At 29.3% G+C, this 22,797-nt stretch carries 19 protein-coding genes; 3 read left to right on the forward strand and 16 right to left on the reverse strand.

Going from position 1 to position 22,797, the window contains the following annotated elements; translation table 11 throughout:
- Window positions 1-26 precede the first annotated feature (26 nt).
- The 5 genes from galU to ACJDTP_RS21870 form a co-directional block, all read right to left on the reverse strand.
- Complete coding sequence (gene galU, locus ACJDTP_RS21850; protein ID WP_406762475.1) at window positions 27-902, reverse strand: UTP--glucose-1-phosphate uridylyltransferase GalU; 876 nt, start codon at window positions 900-902, stop codon at window positions 27-29.
- A gap of 183 nt (window positions 903-1,085) precedes the next feature.
- Complete coding sequence (locus tag ACJDTP_RS21855; RefSeq protein ID WP_077843884.1) at window positions 1,086-2,174, reverse strand: Gfo/Idh/MocA family protein; 1,089 nt, start codon at window positions 2,172-2,174, stop codon at window positions 1,086-1,088.
- A gap of 249 nt (window positions 2,175-2,423) precedes the next feature.
- Window positions 2,424-3,029, reverse strand: a complete 606-nt coding sequence (locus ACJDTP_RS21860) for a sugar transferase (RefSeq protein WP_077843885.1) — start codon at window positions 3,027-3,029, stop codon at window positions 2,424-2,426.
- A 110-nt stretch (window positions 3,030-3,139) separates the two neighbouring features.
- Window positions 3,140-4,357, reverse strand: a complete 1,218-nt coding sequence (locus tag ACJDTP_RS21865) for a glycosyltransferase family 4 protein (protein ID WP_078114391.1) — start codon at window positions 4,355-4,357, stop codon at window positions 3,140-3,142.
- 483 nt (window positions 4,358-4,840) lie between these two features.
- Window positions 4,841-6,097 (reverse strand): glycosyltransferase, encoded by a 1,257-nt coding sequence (locus tag ACJDTP_RS21870; protein WP_406762476.1) that lies wholly within the window; start codon window positions 6,095-6,097, stop codon window positions 4,841-4,843.
- Window positions 6,098-6,638: 541 nt separating this feature from the next.
- Here ACJDTP_RS21870 and wecB point away from each other — a divergent pair.
- Window positions 6,639-7,703, forward strand: coding sequence for a non-hydrolyzing UDP-N-acetylglucosamine 2-epimerase (wecB, locus tag ACJDTP_RS21875; RefSeq protein ID WP_406762477.1), 1,065 nt, complete (start codon window positions 6,639-6,641; stop codon window positions 7,701-7,703).
- Between the two features lie 154 nt (window positions 7,704-7,857).
- On the opposite strand, the gene ACJDTP_RS21880 is transcribed toward wecB, so the two are convergent.
- The 4 genes from ACJDTP_RS21880 to ACJDTP_RS21895 form a co-directional block, all read right to left on the reverse strand.
- Entirely contained in the window at window positions 7,858-9,363 is a 1,506-nt protein-coding gene (locus ACJDTP_RS21880) for an O-antigen ligase family protein (protein ID WP_406762478.1), read from the reverse strand.
- A 2-nt stretch (window positions 9,364-9,365) separates the two neighbouring features.
- Entirely contained in the window at window positions 9,366-11,228 is a 1,863-nt protein-coding gene (locus ACJDTP_RS21885; protein WP_077837162.1) for a polysaccharide biosynthesis protein, read from the reverse strand.
- Between the two features lie 54 nt (window positions 11,229-11,282).
- Window positions 11,283-12,266: a glycosyltransferase family 2 protein gene (locus ACJDTP_RS21890; RefSeq protein WP_406762479.1), complete on the reverse strand. Its 984-nt coding sequence runs from the start codon at window positions 12,264-12,266 to the stop codon at window positions 11,283-11,285.
- Between the two features lie 531 nt (window positions 12,267-12,797).
- Window positions 12,798-13,646, reverse strand: coding sequence for a LicD family protein (locus tag ACJDTP_RS21895; RefSeq protein ID WP_406762480.1), 849 nt, complete (start codon window positions 13,644-13,646; stop codon window positions 12,798-12,800).
- A 211-nt stretch (window positions 13,647-13,857) separates the two neighbouring features.
- Here ACJDTP_RS21895 and ACJDTP_RS21900 point away from each other — a divergent pair, with 211 nt between their 5' ends.
- Entirely contained in the window at window positions 13,858-14,826 is a 969-nt protein-coding gene (locus tag ACJDTP_RS21900; RefSeq protein WP_406762481.1) for a glycosyltransferase, read from the forward strand.
- Window positions 14,827-15,141: 315 nt separating this feature from the next.
- Entirely contained in the window at window positions 15,142-16,986 is a 1,845-nt protein-coding gene (locus ACJDTP_RS21905) for an MBL fold metallo-hydrolase (protein WP_406762482.1), read from the forward strand.
- Window positions 16,987-17,104: 118 nt separating this feature from the next.
- Here the strand turns inward: ACJDTP_RS21905 and ACJDTP_RS21910 are convergent, their stop codons facing one another.
- The 7 genes from ACJDTP_RS21910 to ACJDTP_RS21940 form a co-directional block, all read right to left on the reverse strand.
- Window positions 17,105-18,433 carry a PTS sugar transporter subunit IIC gene (locus tag ACJDTP_RS21910; RefSeq protein WP_039769878.1) on the reverse strand — a complete coding sequence of 443 codons (1,329 nt, stop codon included), beginning with the start codon at window positions 18,431-18,433 and terminating at the stop codon, window positions 17,105-17,107.
- Between the two features lie 87 nt (window positions 18,434-18,520).
- A complete protein-coding gene (locus ACJDTP_RS21915; protein WP_023976460.1) occupies window positions 18,521-18,829 on the reverse strand; it encodes a PTS sugar transporter subunit IIB in 309 nt (102 codons plus the stop codon).
- An 80-nt stretch (window positions 18,830-18,909) separates the two neighbouring features.
- A complete protein-coding gene (locus ACJDTP_RS21920; RefSeq protein WP_017211270.1) occupies window positions 18,910-19,230 on the reverse strand; it encodes a PTS lactose/cellobiose transporter subunit IIA in 321 nt (106 codons plus the stop codon).
- A 477-nt stretch (window positions 19,231-19,707) separates the two neighbouring features.
- Window positions 19,708-19,932, reverse strand: a complete 225-nt coding sequence (locus ACJDTP_RS21925) for a hypothetical protein (RefSeq protein WP_012060792.1) — start codon at window positions 19,930-19,932, stop codon at window positions 19,708-19,710.
- Window positions 19,933-20,188: 256 nt separating this feature from the next.
- The gene (locus ACJDTP_RS21930; protein ID WP_023976461.1) at window positions 20,189-21,529 is read right to left on the reverse strand and encodes a PTS sugar transporter subunit IIC; all 1,341 of its coding nucleotides are present in this window, start codon (window positions 21,527-21,529) and stop codon (window positions 20,189-20,191) included.
- 282 nt (window positions 21,530-21,811) lie between these two features.
- On the reverse strand, window positions 21,812-22,123 hold the full coding sequence (locus ACJDTP_RS21935) for a PTS sugar transporter subunit IIB (RefSeq protein ID WP_012060794.1): 312 nt from the start codon (window positions 22,121-22,123) through the stop codon (window positions 21,812-21,814).
- Window positions 22,124-22,274: 151 nt separating this feature from the next.
- Window positions 22,275-22,595, reverse strand: a complete 321-nt coding sequence (locus ACJDTP_RS21940) for a PTS lactose/cellobiose transporter subunit IIA (RefSeq protein ID WP_012060795.1) — start codon at window positions 22,593-22,595, stop codon at window positions 22,275-22,277.
- Window positions 22,596-22,797: the final 202 nt, after the last annotated feature.

Genomic DNA, 22,797 nt, shown 5'->3' on the forward strand with positions numbered 1-22,797 from the left:
TAATTTAATTACTATTAATTTATTTTCTAATAATTATTTTCCCATGGCTTAGAACTTAAATAATCTATAAATTCTTCTCTTAATTCATCTTTCTTTAAAGCAAATTCTATTGTTGCTTGCAAGAATCCAAGTTTATCTCCCACATCATATCTTTTACCTTCAAAGTTATATGCATACATAGCCTCAGTTCCAATTAAAGTCTTTAACGCGTCTGTTAATTGAATCTCTCCACCTTTTCCTGGCTTAGTATTTTCTAATATATTAAATATTTCTGGTGTTATAATATATCTTCCAAGTATGGCAACATTACTTGGTGCTTCTTCAGTATTAGGCTTTTCAACTAAATCTTTCACCTTATAAACTCTATCTTCAACATGTATTCCGTCTACTATACCGTACTTGGAAACATTTTCTTTAGCTACTGTTTGAACTCCTAGGATAGTAGTTTTATATTCGCTATAACAGTCTATTAATTGTTTTAAGCATGGTTTTTCACTATCAACAATATCATCACCTAGCAAAACAGCAAATGGTTCATTTCCAACAAAAGTCTTTGCACAATGAATTGCATGACCTAAGCCTCTTGGTTCTTTTTGTCTTATGTAATGTATATCAACCATGTCAGATATATCTCTTACTAATTCAAGTAATTCTGATTTTCCAGACTTATCTAATTCTAATTCTAATTCTACTGATTTATCAAAATGATCTTCTATAGATTTTTTGTTTCTACCTGTAATAATTAAGATTTCTTCAATTCCAGAAGCGATTGCTTCTTCAACTATGTATTGAATTGTTGGTTTATCAACTACTGGAAGCATCTCCTTTGGTTGTGCCTTAGTTGCAGGTAAAAATCTTGTTCCAAGACCTGCGGCTGGTATAATAGCTTTTTTTACTTTCACGATATATCATCCTCTCATCTTATTATTGGTAATTTAAATATATTAAGCCATAATAAACAATTCTAATTAATTTTGCCCAACACATTTTTTAAGTATTCCTATTTTATATATACTTTTTACATATTTATGAAATAATAGTTTAAATGCATTCAATAACTTAATACATTTAAACTAAAATCTTTGCTAATTCTCTTTCATATCTAATGTTTTAAAATCTGTTAATGGAAATTTTACTGGCATTCCTGTTTTTCTTGATTTATATGCTGCAAGTATTATAGACATTGCCTTCTTACCTTCTTCTCCTGATACTAGTGGATCTCTATTTTCATTTATAGCATCTATTACATCCTTAAATAATGGTGTGTGTCCTTCTCCATATACATTGTCTATTTTAACATTTACAGACTTCTTAACCGCTTCTTCATCTTCTCCTTCAAATCTCCATGTTTCAAGCTCATTAACTGCAAGACCACCAATTGATACTGCTCCTGTTTCTCCAAATATACTTAATGTTTCTTCTAGATTTTTAGGATAGACACAAGCTGATCCCTCAACTATTCCAATAGCCCCATTTTTGAATCTTATTATTACAGCACCAAAATCTTCAGCTTCAATATCTCTTAGATACGTATCACATTCAGCATAAACTCTTTCGATTTCTCCACCCATCATCCATTGAAGTAAATCTATATTATGTATACACTGGTTCATAAGTGTACCACCATCTAGTGCCCAAGTTCCTCTCCAAGGTGCTTGTTCATAATATCCCATATTCCTATTCCAAAGTATTCTAGCTGTACCATTAACTAATTTTCCAAACTTTTTGCTTTCTATAGCTTCTCTTAATTTCTGTATAGGCTTATTAAATCTATTTTGATGGCAAACTCCAAGCTTAACATCGTTTTCTTTAGCAACCTTAATCATTTCATTAGCATCTTCAATGGACATAGCCATTGGCTTTTCTACTAATGCACTAGCTCCTTTTTTCATGCTATAAATGGCAATTTCAGCATGATAACCACTTTCTGTTGCTATTGTAACCACATCTATATCTTCTTTTTCTAACATTTCTTTATAATCTGTATAGACATGCACAGAATCTTCAGCTGCTCCAGTTTTTTCTATGTATTCAACTTTCTTTGCTTCCGCTTTTTCTAAAACCACATCACAAGTCGCTACAAGTTCCGCTTCTTCTACATTTTTAGCTAACGCTTCAACATGCTTATATGAGATTCTTCCACAACCAATAATAGCAAATTTTAATTTTTTCATATTAATCTACCTCTCTCAAATTAAATACTTTTAGTCAAATTCAATAGTTCATAATTTCCTCTAAAGTTAGTTTTACTAATGTATTAAGAACAACATTTTAAATACATAAGCTAAGATCAGAAGTTAAGACACTAATTTTAAATAGTAGTATTTTAACTTCATTAGCTATCGAAATAATTTTCTTTGATTTTTTTATTTAATAATTTCGAATTCTGTCTGAGATAATTATAAATCTATATTTTTCTTTGATTAAAGGCATTTTACTATTGTTTTAAGTATTATATAAATATCTAAAAATATATTATTTTTATTTATATATTCTAAATTTAATGCGAGTTTATCTGGCATAATTGTGTTTATGTAAAAATCGTCAGGATTTTCTGCTTCTCCAAGTAAATCATTTTCATCTCTATATCTAATTGATGCTAAATCTGTTATCCCTGGTTTAACTTCTAAAACCCTTCTCTGTTCCTCATTATACATATTTACATATCTAGGAACTTCTGGTCTAGGTCCTACTAGGCTCATGTCCCCTTTAAATACATTTATTAATTGTGGAAGTTCATCAAGTTTATATTTTCTTAAGAAAGCACCTATTTTAGTAATTCTGCTATCATTTCCTACAGTAATTTGCCTTCCTAACTTTTCTGCATCCACAACCATAGTTCTAAACTTTAAAATCTCAAATTCTTTATTTTTTTCACCAATTCTTATTTGTTTAAAAAATACAGGTCCATCAGAATCTGTTTTTATTCTGATGGCAATAACTATCAAAATCGGACTTAAAACTATAAGTCCTAAAGTAGAACATATCAAATCAAATATTCTTTTAACTACTTTATTGAATGTATTCATCTATTTACTCCTAATTTATTTATTTCAGAACATATAATATTATATTAACTATTTTACAACTTTTTAGTCAATTCAGCTCATATTATTGAATTTCTTCATAAATTTTTAAGTTATTTTAGTGCATCTAAAAATTTCTCTGCAAGCCCGCGATAAGTATGATTTTCCAATACATAATCCTTACCATTTTGGCCCAAGTTATTTTTTTCATCTTCGCTTAAGTTTCTAATTTTCATAACTGCTTTCACAACAGCATCTGGATTTTCTGCTGGTACTGTAATACCACAATTTGAATCTTTCACTGGATCATTTGAAGCCTCAACTGCATATATTACTGGTCTTGCTGCCATCATATAGTCAAATAATTTATTTGGACTTACGCCATAATTAAATAAATTTTGCTTTTTTAATCCTATATAACATATGTCTAATAATCTTAGTACATTATCCATATTATCTTTAAGTACAGGATCTAGAAACTCTACATTTGTTACATTATTAGTTTTAGCATATTGTATTAATTCATTTTTCACGTTTCCATTTCCAACTAATACATACTTTATTTTTTCATCTGTAGTTTTCTTCGCAGCATCAATCATAGTATCTAATACATTAGCTGGTGAGTGATTTCCTGTGTATCCAACTAAGAAATACCCTTCATCTTTTAGTTCTTGCAATCTTTCAATAGTTTTTTCCATAGGAGCATTCTTCTTTTCTCCAACAATTATTCCATTTGGAACATGAACATAATTATCCGCACTAAATCCCCTATCTTTCATATGCCTATCTGCATTAGGTAAAATTGAGATAATTTTATCACAATTTTTAAAAGCAAAATCCTCTGCTCTTTGAAGCATAACTATAGCTGGATTATTCTTAGAATACCCCCCTATTTCCATTGGAGTTAAAGGCCATAAGTCATGTATCTCAAAAAACAGTTTAGCATTACTCCTCTTTGCAATCCTATGAGCTGGATATATATCTAAAGGGTAAGTCGAAGATGCTATTACTGCATCTGGTCTATATTTATCAGCAAGTTTCTTATAATTCATTCTCAATTTGAACATGAATGTTGATATATTTTTAATTCTTCCAACTCCATTTCCCTGATATTCTGGAGTCTTAACCCATACATATGTAATTCCATCTATAATTTCTTCTTCGAAATCCTCTTTTATTTGTGGGTTTTTCTTTCGTAAATGTGAAAAATCAGCACCAAGTATGACTACTTTATGTCCCATATCAACCCATTCTCGCCCCATATAATACGGTCTAAATTCCATTCCATGATAATCAGACCCTGCGTAATGATTTATAAGTAAGATATTCATCTTAATTGCTCCTTTTTTGCATTATAATGTTAATTAACGCTATAGATTATAACATAAGTGAACATCAAAATCTATGATTTTGCTATGTGAACTTACTCAGCGAGCGTATGTGAGTCGAGTTTCCTCTGAAAAATATCTTAAGAGTTGCCCAAAATACTCTTTTCATACTCTCTACCACAATTATCTATTTTATGATTTTGCTAGTCAAACTTATCCAGCGAACGAATGTGAGTCGGGTAAGTGAAAGCCACAAACTTAACCTATTATTAATTGTCTTAGATAAAACTTTCTACCAATCATTTTATGATTTTGCTGTGTGAACTTACTCAATGAACAAATATGAGTCTGGAAAGTGAATGCTAAAATCTAACCTATCCGCAATCATCTTAGATAAAACTTTCTACCACACTCTTCTTAGATAATCTATAATTAGTATATACCAAAAAGTTCTGATAAAGATATCTCAGAACTTTTTTATTAATTTTATTGAACCGCTCTAATTTCATGTGCAAATTTTCTAAAATTACTATCTGCACAAAAATTTTCAGTCCAAAGTGAACGGCATCTATCACGGAATTTTTGTTTTTCTTCCTCTGATATTTCCGCCATATATTTAATTTTATTTCTAAGCTCCTCAGGATCGAAATCTTTATCCAATAACAATCCAGTTTCACCTTCTTTAACAATCTCAGCCGTACCGCCTACATTAGTAGCAATAGTTGGAATTGAAAAAGAACATGCTTCCATGATACTAACCGGTAATCCTTCTGAGCTGCTTGTATTTATGAATAAATCAACTGATTCATTTTTATAATACTCCATTAACTCAGAATTCTTGACACTCCCTGGAAAAATTGTCTCCATAAAATCAAGATTTTCTCTTGCATACTCCTTAATTTGATCCAAACCATCTCCTGCTCCAAAATGTGTCCATTTTAGATTTAATCCCGAATCTTTCAATGTTGCCAGTGACTTTGCCAATAAATCTATACGCTTTACTGGAGAAACATGGCAACAACTCACAATTCTATATGTTGAGTCTTTTGATCCTTGCGAAGTTCCATAATCTTTTGTCCCAAGATATGCAGTTTTAATTTTAGCTGAGTAATCTGGATAAAGCTTCTTTAGATAATTACTTCCATCGTCAGAACACGGATATACCGCGTCTAAATTTCTTAGGAAATAATGTCTAAGTGGTATATAATTCATCGAGTTTTCATTAGCATAAAGATCATATCTATGTGTTCTACTTACTACTCTTGTAATCTTTTTACCATAAAGTTCTTTAAGTTTTATTGCCACAAAAGCAATATCATATAACCAATAACTATATAAAGTTATCCCTCTATACTCATCCATATTATATTTTTTAATGATTTCCAAAACTTCTTTTAAAACACTGTTTGCTTTTGCTGTAAAATATGTTAAATAAGCTTTCTTTTTTATGGAACCACTAATAGCATTACGTTCTTCTTTATCCACACATCCATTATAATTATAAAATGGAAATAGCTTCACAGCACTAATTGGTAAACTATGCTTTATTTTTGAAGCCTTAATTTTATGTACTTCAAAGTTACTAGGAATATTTCTTGTTTGTACCGCATCATCAGCCACACTAGTTGCTATCACTATTACTTTTTCAAAAGCTTCAGAAAGCATTTTTATTTCGCCTTCTATAAATTCTTCTCCTTTATCAAAAGGAAAAACTTTAGTTAAAAGTACTAAACAGTTTTTCATCTTTTTCCCTCCAGAGTTATAATCAGTATAAGAATAACATATGAAATACTTGATTTCAACAATATGAATATAAGCTTTTACTTTATAATATCGCCCATATTATTTCATTTATGAATTTTATATGATAAAATAACGTTATCTGATGTCTAGCCGATATAGCACTTACTCTTTATGGGAGAGCCCTATTTTAAAAGTCAGCTGAGTGATTTTATATAGCAATAAGCCAAGATACTCGCAAGGAGATGGCCAAGGATAGAACATAAAAACTCAAAAGCGAAAGCTTATGCTTCTAAAATATAAACTTTAGGAATTCGCTTTTGAGAGGTTCGCTTAGACGAGTTACACTAAATCAATTTTTAATTCTGCGTAGCGTAATATCACTTTTCATACACCTAGACATTGTGGTAATTATTTTTTATAAGTTTAACTAATATTCAGATTGAGATAATTCTCATATCAAATAAATTTCACTTGATATTTATTTATACGTAAATATAAATAATTCACAAATAAATACCTAAAATTTAAGGAGGCCTATTATATGAAAGTATTAACTGTTATAGGTGCAAGACCACAGTTCATTAAAGCCGCGACAGTATCTAATAAAATTAGAAGAAATGGAAACAGTGAAATTTTAGTACACACTGGACAGCATTATGATAATAATATGTCTGATATATTCTTTGAGGAGCTTGGAATTCCAAAGCCAGATTATAATCTAAATATTGGTTCATCTAATCATGGACATCAAACTGGTAGCATGTTAATATCTCTTGAAGATATATACTTAAAAGAAAAACCAGATATGGTTTTAGTTTATGGCGATACAAATTCAACCCTTGCAGGTAGCCTATGTGCAAGCAAGTTATTAATTCCTGTAGCGCACGTTGAAGCTGGTCTTAGAAGTTTCAATAAGGCTATGCCTGAAGAGCAAAATAGAATATTAACAGACCATATATCCGATTTACTTTTCACACCTACTTTAACTGCTTTAAATAACTTAAAGGATGAAAATATTACAAAAGGTGTTCATAATGTCGGCGATGTAATGTATGATGCAATAAATCTCTTTAAAGAAAGAGCTAAAGATATCTCAACAATACTTGACAAACTTGATTTAGCACCAAATAGTTATATACTTTCAACAATACATCGTGCTGAAAACACTAACAGTATTGAAAGATTATCTTCAATCATTACTGCTTTAAATAACTCTGGTAAGAGAATCATACTTCCACTACATCCTAGAACAAAGAAATTTATTGAAACTTATGATTTGCATGTTGGAGAAAATATAAGAATTATTGATCCTGTGGGATATTTAGATATGATTTCTCTTCAGGAAAATTCTCAAAAGATAGTTACAGATAGTGGCGGAGTTCAAAAAGAAGCATACTTCTTAAAGAAACCATGTATAACTATGAGAGATGAAACTGAATGGGTTGAAACTGTAACTAACGGTTGGAACGTTATAGTTGGAAGTAATTCTGATAAGATAATGGAGGCTATAGAAAACTTCAATCCAACTGGTACTCCTGCTTCTGCATTTGGAAGTGGAGACAGTTCTTCAATAATCACAGAAATTATTGAGAAATATTTAGGATAAGTATAAATCAACATATTCTAAACATTTGAAATATAAGACTTTAACAACTAAAAAACAACAAAAAAATGGAAGGTATTCCTTCCATTTTTTATTTGATAATATATTAATATCTGAATTATATTATATTTTAACTTATAAATACTCGTGCTCTCTATTATCCTATTCTATATTCCTTCATTGAGGATGACGATGTTGGTTTATACTCACTACTTTCCTTTTTGTAAACTTGTATACATGCTACTGCAAACCCCATAAGCATCCAATATGAAAATACATATGTTATGGAACTAGGCCCAAAACTTGCTGGTGCAAATGCTATAAGCCCGGTTGCAGCTGCAAAGCACATGGCACTTTTTTTCTTTATCCCAATAATTATATTTTGAATCAATAAATATAAATAGTATATACCATAAAGTGTTAACCCTGGTAATCCAAAATCACCAAGTATCTCTACCGGATAGCAATGTGGACTATATATATTTCCCGTATTTCCTTGATCCTTAATATATTGTTCAACATTTCCTACACCATAACCTAGATAATGCTTTTCCTTTATTGTACCTCTTAATACGTCCTTAATTATTGTCGCTCTAACATTAAGAGATCCTTCTCCACCTTCTTGAATTTCGGAATCTTCTAAAGCATTAACCTTATCCGCGAGACCATTTTTCTTTTGCTCTTGACCAGATTCTGTTTGTGCAATATTCATTATCATATAACTATATTTAAATGCTCCAAAAAGAGAAATAGCCAAAATCAATGGGCATAATATCCCCTTCAATCCTATCCTTTTTATATTTATAATTGAGTAAATCAAATAAACTACAACTCCAAATATAGCTGCTGCAAAACCTGTTCTTGATGTTATTATTGAAATTAGCGAAAAAGCAATAATTGAAGCAATTATACAAACTATCTTGAAAAATATATTCTCAACTTTGTATATTGCATAAAACCCAATTGGTAACAACATTGCAAGTGTAGCAGATAAATTATTTGGATTAAATGAAAATACTATTGGTCTTGCATTTATTAGATTTTGTTGATCTTTTGGCAAGAACTCAATAAATGCATCAGCATAATGTTTAACTGGCAATTGTCTTCCAAGAATAACTTCTATAAAACCAATTAATATTATAAGTAAAAGTAGCGACAATAATATAGTAATTGTTTTTTTAATTCTTTCCCTATTAATGTTATATACCATCATATTTACAATAAACGCAAACATCATCAAGTAGATAGCTATATATTTTATTGATAAGCTTTTGTTTAACGACCATATTATACTAACACACATATATATAAACCAAAGTACATATATTGCTAATACTTTTCTATCCAAGTCCATTAAAATCTGTCTGTCTTTAAATATTCTAAACAATGACATAAGTGTAAATATTCCCAAAACTATATGAAATAAATATACACTTTGCACTCTTGGTACATACAATGTATAGTCATAAAATGCAGAAATTAAAAGTAGTGTATAGAACATATTATATAAATCTTTATCTTTAAGAATAAAAACTACTAATATTACTACTGTCAATATGTACATTATAGATACTATATAACTTCCATTTGCTATTCCTAAAAATCCACTAATAGCAAATATAATAGCTAAAAATATATTTCTAATTACATCTTCTCTCGTCATTATTACTCCTTATCCGCATTTTCTGCAGCCACTTCATCTTCGTTTTTATAGTGATATGTTGGAACTATCTTTTGCATTTGATGCTTAATCTCTGATATATCATTAAGCTCCAATAACTTTTGTAATTGTTCCAGCTTAATTGTTAAGCTATTCATATCTTCAAATGTTGGTTTACCTACATATATTTTATTGTGAACTGTATTTTCTAAGCCTTCTTCACTCATTAAAAGTTCTTCGTATAGCTTTTCTCCTGGTCTAAGACCTGTAACTACAATTTTTATATCTCTATTTGGTTCAAGTCCCGAAAGTCTTATTAAATCGCATGCTAAATCATAAATTTTAACTGGTTTTCCCATATCTAATACAAAAACTTCTCCGCCTCTTGCAAACGCACCAGCTTGAAGCACTAACTGCGCTGCTTCTGGAATTAGCATAAAGTATCTAATAATTTTTTTATGAGTTACAGTCACAGGGCCACCATTAGCAATTTGTCTTTTGAATAATGGTATTACTGATCCATTACTTCCAAGTACATTTCCAAATCTAACCGCAACAAATTCTGTCCTAGACTGCTTATCCATGGCTTGAATAATCATTTCACATAATCTTTTTGTTGCGCCCATAATATTAGTTGGATTAACAGCTTTATCTGTTGAAATCATAACGAATCTTTCTACATTAGCATCACTTGCTTCTATTGCTAAATTTAAGGTTCCAAAAACATTGTTTTTTATAGCCTCTTTAGGACTATCTTCCATTAAAGGCACATGCTTATGTGCTGCTGCATGGAATACAACATTTACTTTATATTTTGTGAATATTTCATGAAGTCTCTTTCTATCCCTAACTGAACCTATTAATACAGTAAGATTCATGTCTGGGAACTCTTCTCTAAGCTCATTTTGTATATCATATACATTGTTTTCGTAAATATCAAATATTATAAGCCTTTTAGGATTATATATGGAAATTTGCCTGCAAAGTTCCGAACCTATTGATCCTCCCCCTCCAGTTACTAATATAGTCTTTCCTTCTATATAATCTGAAATTCCTTTATTATCAAGTTGAATAGGATCTCTTCCAAGTAAATCTTCCAAATCAACATCTTTTATTCTACTAACTGTAGCATCTCCACTTAATATTTCGTACATTCCAGGTATTATTTGAAGTTTGCAATTGGTATTCTTACAGATTTCAATTATTTCTGCTTTATTTTTAGCATCAAGAGATGGAATTGCAATTAATATTAAATCTATTTCCTGCTCTCCAACTATATAAGGTATATCGTATCTGTTTCCTTCTATTTTTACGCCTGATATTCTTTTTCCAAGTTTACTTTTATCATCATCTATAAGAACTATTGGATTATACTTTAGTTCCCTTCTTGCCATCATTTCATTAATAAGCATAGTTCCAGCCGAACCTGCTCCAACTATCATTACTCTTCTTTGGTCTGATGAGTATTTAAATGGTATGTACAAAAGCGTTCTTCTATATACTCTATACAGTATTCTATATCCCAACACAAAGAAAATACTTAAAAGTATTCCGACAACAGAAACATTTAGCGGAATTGTATTACCTAAAATTCTAGTATACCCTATTGATATTATCCCTGCTAAAATATTTCCACCAACACCTAACAAAAACTCGTCAGTACCAGTTAAATGCCATAGACTTTCATACATTTTAAATAAGTAAAAACACACTAAATATATCAGACTCAAAGCTATACAATCGTGAGTATATATTTTCGCGATTTCTGTAAAAGTTCCACTTTGTGTTATATTTATTGAGAAAAGATATGCCATATTAACCATAAACATATCGATTATCATAACTATAAAAGTCTTCCAATTCTTCACTATACTTCCCCTCCTACTTCAGAGATTCTCACTAAAATGTCCTAATTTAAAGTATTATCTTACTTTATCTAAAACTTTTATTAATAATTTAGGACAAGACAGCATTCCCTTACATTGAATAGAATATCTAATATTATTCTTATCCAATTTTTGCATTTTATAATTCTTTAAATATTTTCTTACATCATCCTTATTTAAAAACTTAAAAAGTTCCTCATGGAAATTTGAATCCTTACCTAATACTGAAAAAACATGTGATATTGAATAAGGTATTTTAAATTCAACTAAAAAACTTTTTATTTTCTTTAGGCTTTCATCATCTTTTATATCATTTAATAGGTCAATATATGAATAATAGCAATCCAAATGCTTCAGCGATACATTTTGAGTCACAGAATTTCCCCATATAACATAAAAAGCCAATACTTCATTTACACTTATAACTTTTTTTGCATATAGCAGTGCCTTTACAACAAAGACCATATCTTCTCCATATTTTCTTTTAGTATCAAATAAAAGATTATTATCTTGTATAATGGAAGATTTATATATAGCACTTCTCATTCCTATTGTTATATCATCTTTTAACTGCATAAGAGCAGCTTCTTTTCCGCTAATGAAATCATTTAAATAGTTAGTTCTATTTTGAACTAGCACATTTCCTTTAGCGTCAACCTCACTATAATCACAGAAAACTATCTCACACTTAGTTTCTTCAGCTTTTTCATACATACGCTCAACAAATTTATGATCAATATAATCATCTGAATCTAAAAAAGTTATATACTCTCCACTAGCTTCTTTTATTCCTCTGTTTCTTGCCGCACTAACACCCGAATTTTTTTGAGTTATGATTTTATAATTTGTACTTGAATTTTCAAGTAATCCTCTTGCTATATCGATACTTTTATCCTTTGATCCATCATCTATAAGTAAAAGTTCAAAATCCTTGCAAGTTTGATTCATAACAGATTTAATACTTCTTTCAATACATTCTTCTACATTATAAACAGGAGTAATGATAGATACTTTTACCAAAACTATTCGCTCCTTTTATTTAATCATATTCAGAAAACAATAAGTCAGCATACTGGCCTATTTAATGCCATAACTTACTATAATATTGGACTAATAGACATTATGAACATATATATTCTTTTGTTTTAAAGAATATATATGTTAAAATTATCATTTTTTACATCAATTGTGGATATCCCAATAACAAACTATACTTAGCCCATGAAATATATTCCAACCAGAAACTGGAGCAAAAGTATATTATTCATTTCGGTGAGGTATACGCATAAGTATAGATTATAGTTGATTTATCTATAATTTTAAAAATATAAAACTACCTTTATATTTAAATACTGTACCGTCAAATAACTTTAAACTTTTCAACACTACTTGAATTATACTAGTATTGATGCCCATATGCAATATTAAGCCATTTTCTTAAGTAAATTTTCATTTTCATTCATTGTAGCTAAGTAAAAATACTCTCATTTAGAGAAATAGTTTTACTACTATAAATAAAGCTACATTCTTGTACCATTAAAATGAAAATGCCTATTTAGTATTTTTTAACTTTTTTATTATTCTGGCATGCCATACTCTATCTTCTTCTTTCGGAAGTGTCATATAATCTCCATACAATTGTGTTAAAACAGCATCATAATTCCTAGGCGCATTAAAATAATCTCCTTCGAATTCAACCTTTATCAAATCAAAAAAATCTTCTTTTCTATATATGTACTGACTCCATACTGTATCCAATCCATATCCCATATATTCTGAATTTCTATCATTCCATTTAACTAAAACGTCAAATAATTTCTGTCTTCTTTTTGTTGTAAAAATACTTGATACAATATTATAAATAAAATATGTAATTTTATTTTTTAATGTAAGCTTTTCAGGTTTTTCTCTAATTCTTATGAAACTTCTTAATACAAAATTGCTTATTTTTCTTTGAATATTGTATACCCATCTTTTTTTAGGAAGACTATCATAAGGTATAATATCTATAAATAAACCATTATGCATCTTTTCATTTTCTGCAATCTTATCTTCAATAAAAAGTGTATTATTATATCTTATTTTGCATGGAACTTGATAGATATCATAATTAGGATCATTTTCATGAGTCTGCAAAAATAAATGATCAGGTAGTTCATTCTTAACTACACTTAAAAATTTATTATAATCTTCTCTAAGCATTCCAATGTCAATATCGTCATCCCATGGTATAAATCCTTTATGTCTTACCGCTCCTATAAGCGTTCCAGCATCTAAAAAATATCTAATATTATGCTTGTCACAAATTTTTTTTACATCTTTTAAAATGCTTGCCATTATTAGCTGCGCATCTCTTAGCTGTAAGTCTTCATAATTTGAATAATTAGTATTATTGTTCATCTTTTTCTCCTTTAATACATATCTACCTTTTATTATATCAATGTAGTCATAAAACTCAATAATACATATTAAATATTGACTTTTAATTTTCTATTACAATACCTTCTACAGATTATTAATTCTAAATTATGCCTTAATATGTTATAATTTATTACAGCTTAACCATCTATAGAGCAAATTTTAACCTGAGTAAAAGATTGGAGAATATATTATGGAAAATACTAAAGATTTAATTAGTGTTATTGTGCCTGTTTATAATGTTGAGAAATATTTACCTCAATGTATAGATAGCATTTTAAATCAAACTGAAAAAAATCTTGAAATTATTTTAGTTGATGATGGTTCATTGGATAATTCCGGAAAGATATGTGATGAATTCTCTAAAAAGGATGATAGAATAATTGTTATACATAAGAAAAATAATGGTCTAAGTTCTGCCAGAAATGCTGGCCTTGAGATAGCTAGAGGAAATTATATTGGTTTCGTAGACAGCGATGACTGGTTAGATAAAACTATGTATGAAGTTTTGTTAAAATTGCTAAAGGAAAATAATTCTGATATTTCATGTTGCGATTTTTTTAAAACAGCTAATAGCAATGACTCAATACCTCATATAGATAATGATATTATTAATTCTTACAATAATATCGAAAGCCTAAATAACTTCTATAATGGCTTATATACTCAAACAGTAGTAGCTTGGAATAAACTCTATAAACGAGAACTCTTTAAAGATATTTCTTATCCTGTAGGCAAAATTCATGAGGATGAAGGCACTACATATAAATTATATTATAAAGCTAATAAAATCACTTATACTAATAGGCCTTTGTACTATTATAGGATCACTCCTAACAGTATAACTACAAGCAAGTTTAATAAAAAAAGGTTAGATATAATAGATGTTTACGATGAAAAAGTTAAGTTCATTAAAAATATAAATAATGAAGAAATCTATTCAAAAACATTAAAATGGTATTTATTTAAGCTTATAAATTGTTATTTTGAATGTTCTAATAATATTGAAAATAATACTGAATATTTAACCTTGATTAACCAAAAAGTATCGGAAACATATAAGTCTTATATTCAAAGCGATAAAAAACAACTTCACTGGATAATTTTGTTTTCTATATTTAAAATCAATCCTAAATTATATAAAATAATATTAAGAGGTTAAAAAATAACAAGAGAATTATTTTATTCATATTTTGTTTTAGTAAATAAATATTTTTAAAAATAACAAGTCCAAAATGCGATGTATATTTTGTGTTACACAGTGAATGATATTAATCCCATAGAAAACTACTAGGTTAATATCTGTGCGAAACACTAGGTAAAATAAGCTAACATATTGACTTGTTATTTTTCTATTACCTCTAAAAATTTTTTCTTAATTTTACATAATGCGGAATAAATCCCGATACTTGGCTTAAAATTTGCTTGATTATGTGTTATAATATTTTGTATTGAATTTAAGGAGTGTTAAAAGATAATGATGACAAAATATTTTAAAAGTTTTATACTATTCTTTCTAATCTGTTTATCTTTTCATCTTTTTACAGAAACAATAGTATATGCTGAACAGCAAACAAATGAAATTTCTCAAAAAACAAATGAATCAACTTTACATAATTCAACAAACGAAGATTCTTCAAAAAATACTGACAAAGATATTAGTACAAGCATTTCAAACAACGAATCAGAGAAAGATTCAAAAAAAGATACAGATAATAATAACAATGCAACTTCTGTACCGAATAAGCAGGAAGAAGTGTCTATTCCATATGGATGGAAAACTATTGATTCTAAAAAATACTATATAGTTAATGATAAAGTTCTCGCAAAAACTGGATGGTTCATGGAGAAAGATGTTAATCCTGATATAACCTCTAAAGATAACAGCTATGATGATAAATATTATCTAGATAGTGATTTTTCAGTAGTAATTGGCTGGAAAGAGATAGACGGAACCTGGTATTACTTCAATAAAGATGGAATAATGCAAACTGGATGGGTTTATGATAATAATATCTACTATACGGATAAAGATGGTGCCATGCAAACTGGATGGCAAAAAATAAATGGGGATACTTATTATTTTGATCAATATGGCCACATGGCTACTCATAAAACATTAATAGATAATAATTGGTATTTCTTTAACGATGATGGACAACTTCAAAAAGGTCTTTATTATTATAAAAATAAAGAATATTATTCTGATGACAAAGGAATAATGGTTGTAAATACTTGGGTTAATTCTAGAAATCACAAATATTACATAAAATCCGATGGTTCTGTTGCCACTGGAAAGCTTTATTTAAACGGAACTATGGAAGATTTTAATTCAAATGGTTACTACCAAGGTTCAGATAAAGATGATAAAGACTATTTATTTGTACGCCATTTAAATGTAGGCAATGCTGACTGTGCATTTATAAGATTACCTAATGGAGAAACTGTCTTAATAGATACTGGTGATACAACAACTAGCGAAACATTAATAGACTTTTTAAATAGTCAAAACCTAAAAAAAGATTTTTTCAAATCTACTACTACTAGTAGTAGTGTACAAGCTACTGAATCTAACACTAGCAAAACTTCTAATGGAAAAGGAGTTGTAGATTACGTAGTGCTTACACATCCTCACTCAGATCACATTGGTGGAGTGATTGATTTGCTAAAAAACTTTAATGTCGGAAAAATATTGGTTCCTAAATACTTTGAAATGAAAGACTTTACAAGTATAAATGATACTACTTCTAGTGCCAGTGAAAAAGAAATTATGAAACATGATTATGAAGTATATACAGAAACAATGAATGCTATAAAGAAAAGCGGAGTACCTTTAGTTACAGCTGAACCAAAATCATATATTGATAGCGAAAATATTTTACAATTTGTTCATGCTGATAAGGATTATCCAAGCTTTGAAGCAGCTAACCCTTACCAAGAATATACATTGCTAAACAATAACTCTGCTCTTGTTTATTTGAATTATCATGATCTTCAAGAATTATTTGCTGCAGATATTGAATGGGGCGCAGAAAACGACTTTCTTAGTAGAAAAGCCTTAGATGGAAAAGAAGTTGATGTATTAAAAGTTCCTCATCATGGAAATCCAACATCTTCATCGTATCCATTTATCGGATATGTTAACCCAATTGTAGGAATAATTTCTAGAGCTAAAGAATCTATTAGCACTACTAATGAATCTTACAATGTTCTAACTACATGTGGTGTCAACATATATGAGACAAGCAATAATCCTGATGGAATTTCAGTATATTCTACTAAAGATAATTGGAATGTAGAACCAGCAGCTAGTAAATCTTAATATTAACTCAAATTTTAAAAAAGCTTATCATTTGTATTTTTTTACAAATGATAAGCTTAAATTCTAATTACCTAAAGTTTTAATCTTTCCTTGTCATAATAATATTATTTAATAATTCTTATGCCTGAATATTATCACCATGTTGAGCTGCCAATTCATTTTTTAGATTTATACTATCTTGTCTCTTAAAGAATGGAAGGTAAACGAAGAATGACATTGCTAATACTAATAACTGTAATATTGCTGTTCTAACTCCACCTGTCAAAAGTCCTGATATTGGCGCCGGAGTTGTCCATGGAACCATTACCCCTCCAAATGGTGGAACTATTCCTGTTGCTATTGCAAAATAAAGTATTGTGCCTGATAGCATTGGAGTAATTATAAATGGAATTGCCATAAATGGATTCATTACTATTGGTGTTCCAAATGTAATTGGTTCATTTATATTAAATATTCCTGGTACTATTGCGAGTTTTCCTAATTGTTTGCATTGTGCCGATTTTGCAAAAAATAACATACATATTACTAAACCTATTGTCATACCAGATCCTGTTACTGTCATAAATTGATCAAGAAATTGCTGTGTTACTATATGAGCTCCATTTGCTATTGTTAATTCTTTTCCACTTGTAACTATAGCTGCATTATCTAAGGTATTTGATTGTAATATTCCTGACATTACACCGCTTACTATTGTTGCTCCATGAACACCAAACCACCATAAGAATGGAATTAAAAATCCCATGACTAAAACTCCACCTAATGAGTCTGTCATACCTTGTAATGGTGTTTGAAGTACTTTATATATCCATTCAATAAATGTTGTTTGTAATCCCCATTTAAATATCATATAAACTATTGTTGCTCCAAGCACTATAACTGCTGCTGGTATTAATGCTGCAAACGAATTTACAACTCCCTGTGGTACGCCATCAGGCATCTTTATTGTAATCTTATTTGCCATAAACCATGAATAAACCGCTCCAACTATTAATCCTATTATAATTGCTGTAACCATTCCCTTTCCACCACACCATGCTGTTGGTATGACATCACCTACTGTTTCTCCACTTTTAGTAGTTACTGAAGAGCTAGTTGTTAATATAAATACTACAAATGATATTATTCCTGCTGATAAAGGTTCATGACCTTCATTTTTAGCATAAGTGTATGCTATTCCTATTGTTGCAACAAGTGCTATCATGTTAAAAGTTGCCCCATTTGCTTTAAACAGCGGGTCAGTCCACCCTGCACCTAATGTAACATTTAGCCAATCATTTAACGGTTGGTATGGCAATTGCGCTAGCAATAAAAATACCGATCCTACCAAAGTTAATGGTAAAGTGAATAAAATACCGTCTTTTAATGCAACAACTCCCTTTAAACCAACAAACTTCATAACTATTGGCAATACTTTTTCGTTTAAAGTTGTCCCAGATGATGACATAATAATTCCTCCTTAAAAATTAATAAATATAAATTAACAAGGTCTATTAGATAATTTATAAAAAATGATATTGTAAAAACTTTTTAACTATTTTCCTGCTAGCTTTAAGGCAAAGTCTAAAACTTTTTGCCCATTCATCATTCCATAGTCAACCATTGGTATAACATCCACAGGTATTCCTTTAGGTTCGCATATCCTTTTTGCTTTGTTTAATGTATATCCAACTTGCGGACCCAATAATGCAACATCAACTCCCTCTATATTTTTATCCATTTGACTTTCTGGAAAAGCTTCAATATCTACATCTATCCCTTTATTCTTAGCCGCCTCCTTCATTTTGTTTACTAAAAGACTTGTTGACATTCCTGCTGCACAAAATAATCTAATTATTACCATGGTTCATTCCTCCTGAAATATAAATTTATTTATATAAACTTTGAATAAATGTACTTATGAAATTTTAATCTCTTTGTTAATTATTTAACCAATGTATTTACCACTTTTCTTAGTTCGATTATTTGTTCAATTAAGTTTTTCTCTGTTATTGCTGTCATTAGATGATCTTGTGCATGCACAAACAAAACTGACATGTCAATCTTTTCACCATTTGCTTCTTTATGAAGGAACATTGTTTGCCCATCATGTGCTTTTGCTAATGCATCATTTGCTAATTGCATTTCCTTATCAGCTTCTTCGTATTTTCCTTCATTTACATTGTTAAGTGCCATATACGCATGATTTTTACAATCTCCAGCGTTTATTATAATGTTCATGATTGCCATTTCTAACTCTTCCACTCTACACTCCCCCATTCAATGTCTTTTAGAATATTTTTCCTTTTATTCTATTGCATAGCATAAATTGTGCCAAACACTATTCTGCTTTTTAGTAGACATTATTTTAAATATATTAATATTATCTATATTAATCCTAACCTTAGATTTTTAAAAACGTTTACAAGAGATTTTATGCATTCAAATTATAATTAACATTTTATATGTTTACTTAATATAATCAATATCTAATATAAGAGTTTGATTATTCTTATTAGAGTTTTGGTAACATTGTCCAGTGTTTAGATGAAAGTATATAATTGTGATTAGTGTTTGAACACTTCCAAGAACTGTTTAATCACTAAATTTATTTTAATTATCAAAAAATAATTTCACCAACTCGAAATTAAGCAAATTATATAGAACTAATAAAAAGCATCTTCTTAACTATAAGAAAATGCTTTTTATCTACAATATAAATAATTAAACTATATCTAATTTTTATTGTACACTAACTCCAAAATATAATACTTTTCCAAGTTCAGTATCTTTTATTGATTGTTTTGCAATTGCAGCAGCATTTTGTTGATCACTAAGGCTGCACTCAAAAAGTATCTTAATCCCTTCTTTTCTAACAAATTTAAATACTTTCTCATTCTCAACTTCAATATTTTCTACTATATTTATTATATCGTCTTGTCTTAATGCACAGTTTATTAATATCATCTTTCTACCTCACTCCTATTTAATCTTTTGAAAAAATAACTTTATCTTAATTTAATTTTTAGTAATTCTTTCTTATACTTTGATTATTAACATATTATATCATTTATTTTTCAAAGTTATACTGAGTAAACTCTAACATTTCAATTATTCTCTCATTGCGCTTCTGCTACTGCAGAAATCATAATTTCAATAATTAAAAATGTTAGAGTTTTTAGATTTATTTTAAATTGTTAATAATAGGGCTAATTAATTTGATTTACGCTTGAGCGCTATTTTCGTGTTTTTGTGCTGCTAATTCATCAGCATATGACATAGCATCAACTTTCTTAAAGAATGGGAAGTATATTGCCATTCCAACAAGTAGGAATACTAATTGAGCTATAGCATAACTAGGACCACCAATTATTAATCCTGAGAATACAGCTGGAACTGTCCAAGGTGGTAATGCTCCACCCATTGGTGCAAGTATTCCTGTTGCAATTGCAAAATAAAGTAATATTGCATTTACTACTGGAGTAAGTATGAATGGTACACCCATTATTGGGTTCATTACTACTGGAGTACCAAATAATACAGGTTCATTAATATTAAATAAGTTAGCTGGAAGTGCTAATCTACCTAATTGTTTATATTGAGCAGATTTTGCAAGTACTAATAATAATATAGTAAATCCAAGTGTTTGACCACTACCTGCTAAGTTAATGAAGTTATCATAGAATTGTTGAGTTACTATATGAGCTCCGTGAGCAAGATCTAAAGTCCCTGCTTCTTGTAATTTAGCATTAGCTGCAGTATTAGCAGTTAATAAAGCACCTACCATACCTGATACTGTCATACCTCCATGAATTCCGAAGAACCATAAGAATGGAACAGCAAAAGCAATAAGTATAGCTCCTGGAAGTGAATCTGATGCAGCTTGTAATGGTGTTTGAACAACTTTATATATAATTTCTACAAAAGAAGTATTGAATCCAAACTTACATACCGCATATACAACAGTTGCACCTATAAATATAACTGTAGCTGGAATTAATGCTGAGAATGCATTAACAACACCTTGAGGTACACCTTCTGGCATCTTGATTGTAATATTTTTCTTTACCATTGCGCAATAAACAAATGAAACAACTAAACTTACAATAATTGCAGTAATCATACCTGATCCACCAGTCCAGTCTTGTGGAATAACTCCACCAACTTGAATTGGAGTTGCATCAGGTGTAGCTTTAAACATAACAAAATCATTTGTTACAGTTAAGAATACACTTAAAGCAATTACTGCTGGTGAAAAAGGTTCAAGACCTTCATTTTTACAGTATACATAAGTCATACCTATAACAGCTACCACTGCCATAATACCCATTGTTGAATGCTGTAATTTAAATAACGGATCATTCCAACCTGGTCCAAAAGCGCTAGCCATACCATCTGTAAATGCTTTTACTGGGAAGCAAGCAATTAATAAGAATATAGATCCAACAATATTTAATGGTAAAGTAAATAACATACCATCTTTTAATGCTTGAACACCTTTAAGATTAACGAATTTCATTACCGCTGGCACTACTTTTTCGTTCAGTGTTTGATTGAGTGACATAATAAATTTCCCCCTTATAACTAAATTGTGATTATAATATGAATAATTACAAATAAAAATTTGCTATTATTACTTATAAACTTACATATTTATTTTGATTTTCCTATAATTGTTGTTAAAGGTTTTCTTTCCTCATATAACATATGAATATAAGTTAATCGATTAGATATATCTTTATATGTGCATTTGTATTTTTACTTAATCATGTAAAACTACAAATGCTGTTTATTTTTGCAAATTATTTCTTATTCGTTAAGTTTATAAAAATAATTAATTTTTCAATTATTTATTTTTTGCAAGATTTAATGCTAGATCTAAAACTTTAGCTCCATTCATCATTCCATAATCAACCATTGGTATTACTTCTACTGGAATGCCATGTGGTTCACAAAGTTTCTTTGCTTTTCCTAAAGTATATCCTACTTGTGGCCCAAGTAATGCAACATCCATACTATCTAAATGTCTATCCATTTGAGATTCTGGAAATGCTATAATTTCTGCATCAACACCTTTAGCTTTAGCTGCCTCCTTCATCTTATTAACTAAAACACTTGTTGACATTCCTGATGCACAGAATAATTTGATTGTAACCATATTTTTTCCTCCTTGATTTAACTTTTATAAATTTTAATATGTTCTATACCTTTATATAGTTTTGTGTTAATTTTAAAGTTACTTGCGAATTTTATTTTTATAGTATTTACAAAATATAGCTTGTCTATTTACTTTTCCAAGCTTCAATTTTTTATTTTACTAAAGTGTTTACAATTTTTCTTAATTCTATAATTTGTTCAATAAGATTCTTTTCTGATATAGATGTCATTAAATGATCTTGTGCATGAACAAATAAAACTGATAACTCTACTTTTTCTCCAGAAGCTTCTTTTTGAAGCATTTCTGTTTGTGCATCATGCGCTTTTCCTAACGCATCATTTGCTAGTTGCATTTCATTTTCAGCTTCTTCATACTTACCTTCGTTTACTAAACTAAGAGCCATATAAGCATGATTTTTACAATCTCCTGCATTGATTATAATATTCATTATTGCCATTTCTAATTGATCCATTTGTACTCCTCCTCCAATTTATCCAATAGATAGTATCCGTAATATAGTTAACGGCTACATACTTCTGGATAAGTTAAACTAAAATTCAGAAGATATATTAAACTCCCACTGAATAAAGTTTTACTTGATGCTTTATTGCTTCATGCCAATATATATAGCAATACCTGTGCCAAACACTATTAAATATTTAAATTTTTTTCTA

The organism is Candidatus Clostridium helianthi (genome assembly GCF_045310795.1).
Classification (GTDB): domain Bacteria; phylum Bacillota; class Clostridia; order Clostridiales; family Clostridiaceae; genus Clostridium; species Clostridium helianthi.